Genomic DNA, 7,500 nt, shown 5'->3' with positions numbered 1-7,500 from the left:
GGCCAAGCCAAGGTACTGATCCAATCCGGCGAGGTGCTGGTCGACGGCGTGCTCGAGACGCGTCGGCGACGACAGCTTTCCCCCGGCGCCGCGGTGTCCGTCGGGGGGGAGGAGTTTGAGATTGCGGCTCCGGCCGATGCTTAAGGGCCCCGAACCACCGCCCTCCGGCGAACCGCCCTTGTCCGGTTCCGCCGCGACCCCGACACTGATTCACGTTCGCGTCCCCGCATCGAGTCTCCGCCGTGCCGCTGCAGGTCGACGCCGCTGATGAACCGGCGTTGAATCTCACTCCGCTGGTCGACGTTCTGTTTCTGCTGCTGATCTTTTTTCTGGTGGGAACTCGGTTCACCCAGAACGAAAACAGCTTTGAGGTCGATCTTCCCACGGCCGCCGCGGCGCCGGAGCCGCTGACCGGTCAGCCGGACGAACTGGTCGTGAACGTCGGCCCCGAAGGGCAACTGACCCTGCTCGGGGAGCCGCTGGGGATCGAGCGACTGCGGGAACGGTTGGCGGAAGTCGCCGCCGTCTATCCGGACCAGGTCGTGGTCATTCGCGGCGACGCAGCCGGAGCCTATCAACATGTCGTCTCCGTCATGGACGCCGTCAATCAAGCCGGATTGTCCAAGCTCTCGATGGCCGTCGCCCCGGGGGCCCGCGAACCGATGCCGCCCGTCGGGGTCGCGGGCCCGTCAACGGAGGAGGGACCGACGCCATGAGCGACTGCCCACCGCTTGCCCTCTTGCCGGAACTCTCCACGCCGATCTGGTGGGGGCTGCTGTTGGGCTCCCTGCTGTTGGCCGCCGGCCATCTGGCGTCGATGCTGTCCACCGGCTGGGGCGATCGGGGGACGGGCCTGAAAAGTTTTCTGTTCAGCGTGGTCTGCCACGTCGCCCTATTGTCGGCGGTCGTGGCGTTGAAGCCGTCGCTGGAACGGATGCTCGGCGAACCCGGCGATCGGCGCACGGAGCAGGACCGACGCTTTCAGGTGGGTTCCCTCCGACTCGACGCCGCGGAGACGCCCGTCGCCGACCGCGTCCCGGACCCTTGGCGCAGCGAAGAACCGAATACCCCCCTGCCCCGTGATCGGTCCTCCGTTCCGGAGGAGCCTCGGGAAGAGATCGAGCGAACCCGGGAAGCGCCACATACGCTCGTTCCCGAACTCGCCGGTCCGCTGGAGACGGCGGATCGCTCGTTTGATGCGGAGCGGGCGCCCGACCGCCCCGACGCCGCTCCCGCCCCCGTCGCACCGGAATCCGACACCTCGCCGGGCCAACCGTCCCCGGTAGAAGCGCCGATCGCGGCGCTCCCCGAAACCTCTCCGACGCGTCCCACGCCGCCGCGCACGGCCCTTCCGACGACAGAAGAAGCGTTCCAGCCCCTGCCCCGCCGCGGAGATCGACTCAATCCGTTCGCGGCCGAGATGAGGCTGACGGAGCGGCCGGACCGATCTGCCGATCTTCCGAGACGCGACGCGGAAGAGGGACCGCAGCCGGCGGAAATCGATTCGCCGGTCTCGCCCGCTGCTCCAAGCATTGCCGCGGTCCCGGCTCTCCCGTTGGCGCCCGAGAATCCGGCGCCCGCCCCCGCCCGACCGGACCGCACGGCGCTCCCGACCGACTCCCTCGCGGTCACGGAACCGCGACGAGTCAGGACGCCGCTTGAGGAGGCCATGTCCGATCCGCTGACCGGCGCCGGTTTGACGGAGCGTCCGGCTGGCTTCGCCCCTCGCCGCGATCGAGGCGCCGAGATCGGGGACGGTCCGTCTGCGGTGGTGACCGGAAGCTCCGGACCGCCGCCGGCTCCGGGCGTGCCGGACGCCTATCGCCTTCGGGATCTGTCGCAGCGCTCGGAGATTGCCCGGGAGCGCGGAGGAACCGCCGAATCGGAAGCGGCCGTCGAGGCGGCGCTCGCCTGGTTCGCCCGCTCACAGGAAGTCGCGGGGCATTGGGACGCCTCGCAACACGGGGCCGGCAGCGGATCGGACGACGACCCCGTCGCCGAGCCGGACCCCGACAAGCGAAATACGGGACGCGATGCGGACGCCGGTCTGACGGGCCTCGTGACGCTCACGTTCCTCGGCGCAGGCTATACGCGCACCAGCGGAAAGTACGCGCCGGCCGTCGATCGTGCGGTGCGGTGGTTGGTCGCCCAACAGAAACCGGACGGTTCGCTCGCCGGCGACGCGAATTACTACGCGCGGATGTATTCGCACGGTATTGCGTTGTACGCCTTAGCGGAGGCGCTGGCGTTGGAGGGCGACCGGCCGGATCCCACGCTCCGGCAAGCGGTGGAGCGCGGCGTGGCGTTTCTCGTGGCGGAACAATATCCCGACGGCGGGTGGCGTTATTCGCAACGGGTGCGGGTCGGCGATATGAGTATGTTCGGCTGGCAGTGCATGGCGTTGAAAAGCGCAGAGAACGCCGGGGTGCCCACGCCCGCGGAGACGCGCGCCCAGATGATCGCGTTCCTCCGCAATCGCAGCGAGACGGTGAATTCCGAGGGCGAACTCGTGCAATATCCCTACGGGGGACTGGCCCGCTACAAGCCGGAGGAAGGGCACGCGGTGAAGCCCTCCATGACCGCCGAAGCGCTGTTCTGCAAGCAGATGCTCGGTCTGCGTCGGGATCAACCCGCGGCCAAGCAGGCGGTGGCCTATCTTGACCAACATCCGCCGGAGTTGAAGACCTGGAACCTTTATCATTGGTACTACGCCAGCCTCGCGCTCCACGCCCACGGCGGACCGGTGTGGGAACGCTGGAACCAGGAACTCCGAGAATTATTGCTTGAAGAGCAGTATCAACAGGGACCGAACGCGGGGACGTGGCCGGTGCGACCGATGCGGCACAACTACACCGAATACGGCGGCACGCTCTATAGCACGGCGATGGCGACGCTGTGCCTGGAGGTCTACTATCGATTCAGTCCGGCCAGCGGAGGGGCCGCGGCCATGGACGGGCAAGCAGGCGACCCCGCGGAATGAGCGAATCGGCGCCGGGGGTCTCGCGTTCTCAACCTTGGAAGCTGTTTTCGTACCGTCTCACAGTGCATGGTTTCGATCCCTTGGGCGGGGCGATTCCCTCGGCTGCGCCGACGGCCGACGCTTGCGCGTCGGGCTGGTATTAAGGCAAATTCTCAGCCGGGCGGTTGTTTCGGACGCTCCTCAGCGAGCGCCATCATCTTCACGCGCACCAGATTGAGCCACGCTCGCAGCCGATCGATTTCCTCCTCGGTCAGCGAAGCTTCTTTCAACGTCGCCGGATAGCTCAGCAGGACTTCCCCGTCGGACAGGGAGAAAATTTCCCGGCGTACGCCCGGCGGGGGCATTAATCGAGCGGCCGGGAGGTCGCCGTCCGAGACCGCCTTGACGCCGCTTCCCTCCGCCGGCGTCGCCGCGGCGGGATCGTGGACGCCGGAACCGTTCGCGACGCCGGTGTCCTGGCTCCAGGAATCGGACGCGGCATAGTAGCTCCCGGACGTCCCGGGGCGCTCGCTGGGCAGTAGGAAGTCCTTTGGGAGCAGACTGGGGGAGGAGGCAGGTCGCGGTGCAAAGCGATGACGATCCCTCATCACTTCGCCGGCCGGCTCCGCGGCGGCGTGCTCACGGAGCGCCGCGAGCAGCGCCAAGGCATCCGCCCGAAGCGCGGCGGCGCCGGGGTAGCGATCCTTCGGGTCTTTGGCCATGGCCCTCACGATGATCCGCGAGCACGCTTCCGGCACGCCGCCGTCGAGGTGATCCAACGTATGGACCGGCGGGGGATCGGTCTGTTTATGCGCGTTCAGCACCGCGGTGACGGGCCTCGGAGGCGCCCCCGATCCCGCCGCGAAGGGCGGACGCCCCGCGAGCAGCGTGAAGTAGGTGGCGCCCAGCGAATACAGGTCGCTGCGGGCGTCGACCGCTCCGCCGCGGCACTGTTCCGGACTCATATAATGCGGCGTGCCCACGACTTTCCGGCGAGCGGTTCGCGGTTCCTCCCCCGACGACGGGGCGGCGAGGGAGTCTTCGCTGGAGTCCTCCGCGGCGTCGGCGACGCGGCGGGCCAAGCCGAAGTCCGTCACCTTCACGGCCCCGCCGGACCACGGGCCGCCGCCCTCCAGCATCAGGTTGGCGGGTTTGACGTCCCGATGCACCAATCCGGCCGCATGAGCCGCGGCGAGTCCCGCGGCGGCGTCCGCCAGGACCGCCGTCGCCCGCTCCGTCGACAGCGGCCCGGCCTTCAGCAATTGATCCACCGATCCGTCGCGGGAGTAATCCATGACGAGATAAACCGGACCGTCCGTGACGTCCGCCCCCTTCGGCAGTTCGCCGGGGGGCGGGCCGTCGTCCCCGTGGGCCGCGGCGACGGAGTCGGCGAGGTGCGTGGGGCCGACCTCGTGAATCGCGACGATGTTCGGGTGCGAGACGCGACCGGCGGCCCGTCCCTCCAACAGGAATCGCACACGGGCCTTCGGATCGGCCGCGGCCGGGCCGCTCAGCACCTTGATCGCGACGTCCCGGTCGAGGTCCGGGTCGCGGGCCAGAAACACCTCGCCCATACCGCCGCCGCCGAGTCGCTGGATGATCTCGAATCGCCCCAGCAAAGCGCCCGGTTTGATGGCGGCGACCGCCTCCGCCCGTCGCGGGCCCGTGCGGGGCGGCGGGGGAGCGTCCGCATCGAACACCAGCGTGCCGGCATGCGGTTGATCCGCAGAGGATTCCGCGTCGACGTTCGAGTCGACACTCCCCTCGATGTTCGCATCGGCCGGATCGCCGTCGGCTTCAGGAGGGCGGTCGGTCATGGCGACTTCTCGTCGGTCTCGTCTTGGGCGGAAGCGGGGGGCGATGCGCCTCCGTGACGGGACCGGCTCGAATCCTCCAACATGGTCTCCCGGATGAAGTCCCACATCAATCGTCGATAATGCGTGCTGGAGATCGAGTGGCGATCGCGGGGATAGATCATCAGGTCGAAGTCCTTCCCGCGCCGTTGCAGGGCGTCGACGAACTGCCACGCATTTTGCGGGTGGACGTTGTCGTCCATGCCCCCGTGGATCAGCAGCAGCCGGCCGTGCAGGTCGCTCGCCTTCGAGGACAGGTTCGTCTGGTCGTAGCCGCCGGGGTTGGCGGCGGGGGTGTCCATTAATCGTTCCGTATAGATCGTATCGTAATTGCGGAAGTCCGTGACGGAGCCGCCCGCGATGCCGGCCGCGTACTTGTTCGTGTGGGTGAGGACGCGGGCGGTCATGTAGCCGCCGTAGCTGTGGCCGGAGAGCCCCAGGCGATCCCCGTCGCACCACGGTTGGGCTTTGAGCCAGTCGGCGACGGCGGCCATATCCGTCGTCTCCTGCTCGCCCAATCGGCCGTGGACCGCCCAGGCCGCGGCCCATCCGCGGGCGCTGGCGGCGCGGGGATCGATCTTCAACACGGCGATGCCGTTCGTGGCCAGCAGGCGCTCCCAGCCGCGTCCCTTGGCCCATTCGTCCTTCACGCTGGACGCATGCGGGCCGCCGTAGGTCATTACCCAGACGGGGACGCGGCGGTCCGGGTTTGCCAGATTCAACCCCGGCGGGGTGAGGAGATAGCCGTAGAGCGTCCCGGCGGGATCCATTCCGCCGTCGGCCCGCGGCGCCGCGGCAACGGGGATCTGCACCCATGCGAACGTTCCGCGAGCGGTCTTCGTCAATCCCTCGGGATCGGCCTCGTCGAGCGTTCGGACCAACTCTCCATCGCCGCGACGCAGCAGCGTTCGGGGCGGCGTGTCGTGAGCGCTGTAAGCGTCGATGAAGAACCCGCCGCCCGGGGCGACCGAGGCGCGATGGACGCCGTCCTCCGGCGTGAGCCGGGTGAGACCGGAACCGTCAGGACGCACGCGGTAGAGGAACTCGCCGAGCGGATCGTCCTTCGTGCCGGTGAGGTAGATCCAAGCCTCCGCCGCGGGGGCGTCGGAGACCGCGACCTGATTCAGATCCCGCACCTCCCACGGGCCGGAGGTGACGACGTTTCTCAGCGTGCCGTCGGGCGAGTAGCGGTAGAGGTGCCGCCATCCGTCCCGCGTGCTGGCGAGCAGGAACGAGCCGTCGGGGAGAAACTCGAGATCGCCGGGGCTTTCGACCCAGGCGCCCGCGGTCTCCTTCAACAGTTCGGTCGCCTCGCCCAGCGGCCCCTCGGCGGGCACGTCTACGGCGCGGACGGACAGCATCGACTGCACGCGATCCTGCACGTAGCCATACAGCCGATCGCCCTCGGGAAACCAGCCGTAGTGGGCGATCAGTCCGCCGCCGTCGCCGGACGTTCGCCCCAGCGAGGACAGACCGGGCAGGCCGTCGGCGCTCCAATCGACCCACCGGATCGGGCCGCCGGTCGCGTCGACCACGCCCAGCCGCACCGTCGGATTCGTCGCGCCGGCCTTCGGATAGCGGGTGCGTTCGACCAATTGTCCGGAGTCGTCCGGCCGCGTTTCAATGTCCGTCGCGGCGGTCTGATCCAGCACGACGAACGTGCCGACGGCGCGATCGTCGTACTCCATCACCGCGATGCGCTGGGAATCCGGACTCCAGCGATAGCCCTTCCAGCTGCGATTATACAGCTCTTCAAAATAGACCCAGTCGGCCTTGCCGTAGCGGATGAGATCGCCGCCGCCGACGGTCAGCGCCGCCTCCGGGCCGGCGGTCATCGCCTCGCCGACGCCGATTAGAGGAATCGTATAAAGGTTGAACTCGCGGACGAACGCGGCGGTCCGGCCGTCGGGGCTGAGCTCCGACAGTTCTTCGGTCTGGGGGGTGTCGGTGAGGCGGACGGCGAGCGGCGCGGCGTCCGAGTCGACGCCGAACGCCGGGCCGCCGAAATCGACCGCGAACAGATCGCCCTCGGATTCGAGCAAGGCGCGACGACGCTCCTCATCGAACGTGGCGCCGACCGGGCGCCGGGAGAACTTCTCCGCGACGTCCCCCTTCACCCCCGCGTCGGTCAGCGCCGCCGACAGCGCGGCGGCGTCGTACGCCAGGCGGGCCTCGCCGGTCGCCGCCTCCACGACCTGCGGCGACCCCTGATCGGCCGGGACGAGATACCGATCCGGTCCCAGCCACTCCAATCCGCGGGGAGTCGACCCCGTCAGATCCAAGTTGGCGCTGCCGTAGACATCCTCGAATCGCATCGGCCGCAGGTCCGCGGCCGCCTTGGGATCTTCGGCTCCCCGCTCGTCCTGCCCCTGCCCCGCGGGGGCGAGCAGCAACAAAGCGAACACCGGGGCGAGGCGCAGACTAATCACGGGCGAGGGTCGATTGGACGTAGCGGATGTCGGCCGCGACAGCGTACCGGAAGCGGGAAACCCGTTGCCCGCGACCAGATTGTCGCGATGGTTCGCCCGCACTCATAAGCGATGAACCGCGGTCACGACCGCGTCCTCCGGGGGGCGGTTTCGGGGGCGGGCGAGGTGGACGACGATCGAACCGCCGGCGCCCAACCCGTCGCTGAAGGCGGCGGCCGGGGGGGCGTAGACCCACACCTCCGCCGCGTGCGTGCGACTG

Annotated in this window: 5 protein-coding genes (1 of these 5 only partly in view); 3 read left to right on the top strand and 2 right to left on the bottom strand. The window is 68.9% G+C overall.

The genetic code is table 11. The annotated features are described in order from the left end of the window. The 3 genes from LzC2_RS16780 to LzC2_RS16770 form a co-directional block, all read left to right on the top strand. Positions 1 to 144, top strand: the 3' portion of a protein-coding gene (locus LzC2_RS16780) for an RNA-binding S4 domain-containing protein (protein ID WP_171189136.1). The gene continues 96 nt to the left of window position 1, outside the view; the window shows 144 of its 240 coding nt (coding positions 97-240); the start codon falls outside the window, past its left edge; the stop codon is at positions 142 to 144. A gap of 98 nt (positions 145 to 242) precedes the next feature. Continuing rightward, positions 243 to 716: an ExbD/TolR family protein gene (locus LzC2_RS16775; RefSeq protein WP_171189134.1), complete on the top strand. Its 474-nt coding sequence runs from the start codon at positions 243 to 245 to the stop codon at positions 714 to 716. After that, positions 713 to 2,980 (top strand): prenyltransferase/squalene oxidase repeat-containing protein, encoded by a 2,268-nt coding sequence (locus tag LzC2_RS16770; protein WP_171189132.1) that lies wholly within the window; start codon positions 713 to 715, stop codon positions 2,978 to 2,980. Before LzC2_RS16775 ends, LzC2_RS16770 begins: the two co-directional genes overlap by 4 nt. Before the next feature lie 152 nt (positions 2,981 to 3,132). Here the strand turns inward: LzC2_RS16770 and LzC2_RS16765 are convergent, their stop codons facing one another. Together LzC2_RS16765 and LzC2_RS16760 are read right to left on the bottom strand one after the other, a co-directional pair. Then, positions 3,133 to 4,776 carry a serine/threonine-protein kinase gene (locus tag LzC2_RS16765; RefSeq protein WP_171189130.1) on the bottom strand — a complete coding sequence of 548 codons (1,644 nt, stop codon included), beginning with the start codon at positions 4,774 to 4,776 and terminating at the stop codon, positions 3,133 to 3,135. Then, entirely contained in the window at positions 4,773 to 7,241 is a 2,469-nt protein-coding gene (locus tag LzC2_RS16760) for a S9 family peptidase (protein ID WP_171189128.1), read from the bottom strand. The genes LzC2_RS16765 and LzC2_RS16760 overlap by 4 nt, the downstream gene beginning before the upstream one ends. Between the last annotated feature and the right edge of the window lie 259 nt (positions 7,242 to 7,500).

The organism is Alienimonas chondri, assembly GCF_013036045.1.
In the GTDB taxonomy this organism is placed as follows: Bacteria; Planctomycetota; Planctomycetia; order Planctomycetales; family Planctomycetaceae; genus Alienimonas; species Alienimonas chondri.
This window is presented reverse-complemented; position numbering and strand designations above follow the sequence as displayed.

Coding starts and splice junctions, on each gene's coding strand:
- LzC2_RS16770 (WP_171189132.1), top strand. CDS start 713: ATGAGCGACTGCCCACCGCTTGCCCTCTTGCCGGAACTCTCCACGCCG.
- LzC2_RS16765 (WP_171189130.1), bottom strand. CDS start 4,776: ATGACCGACCGCCCTCCTGAAGCCGACGGCGATCCGGCCGATGCGAAC.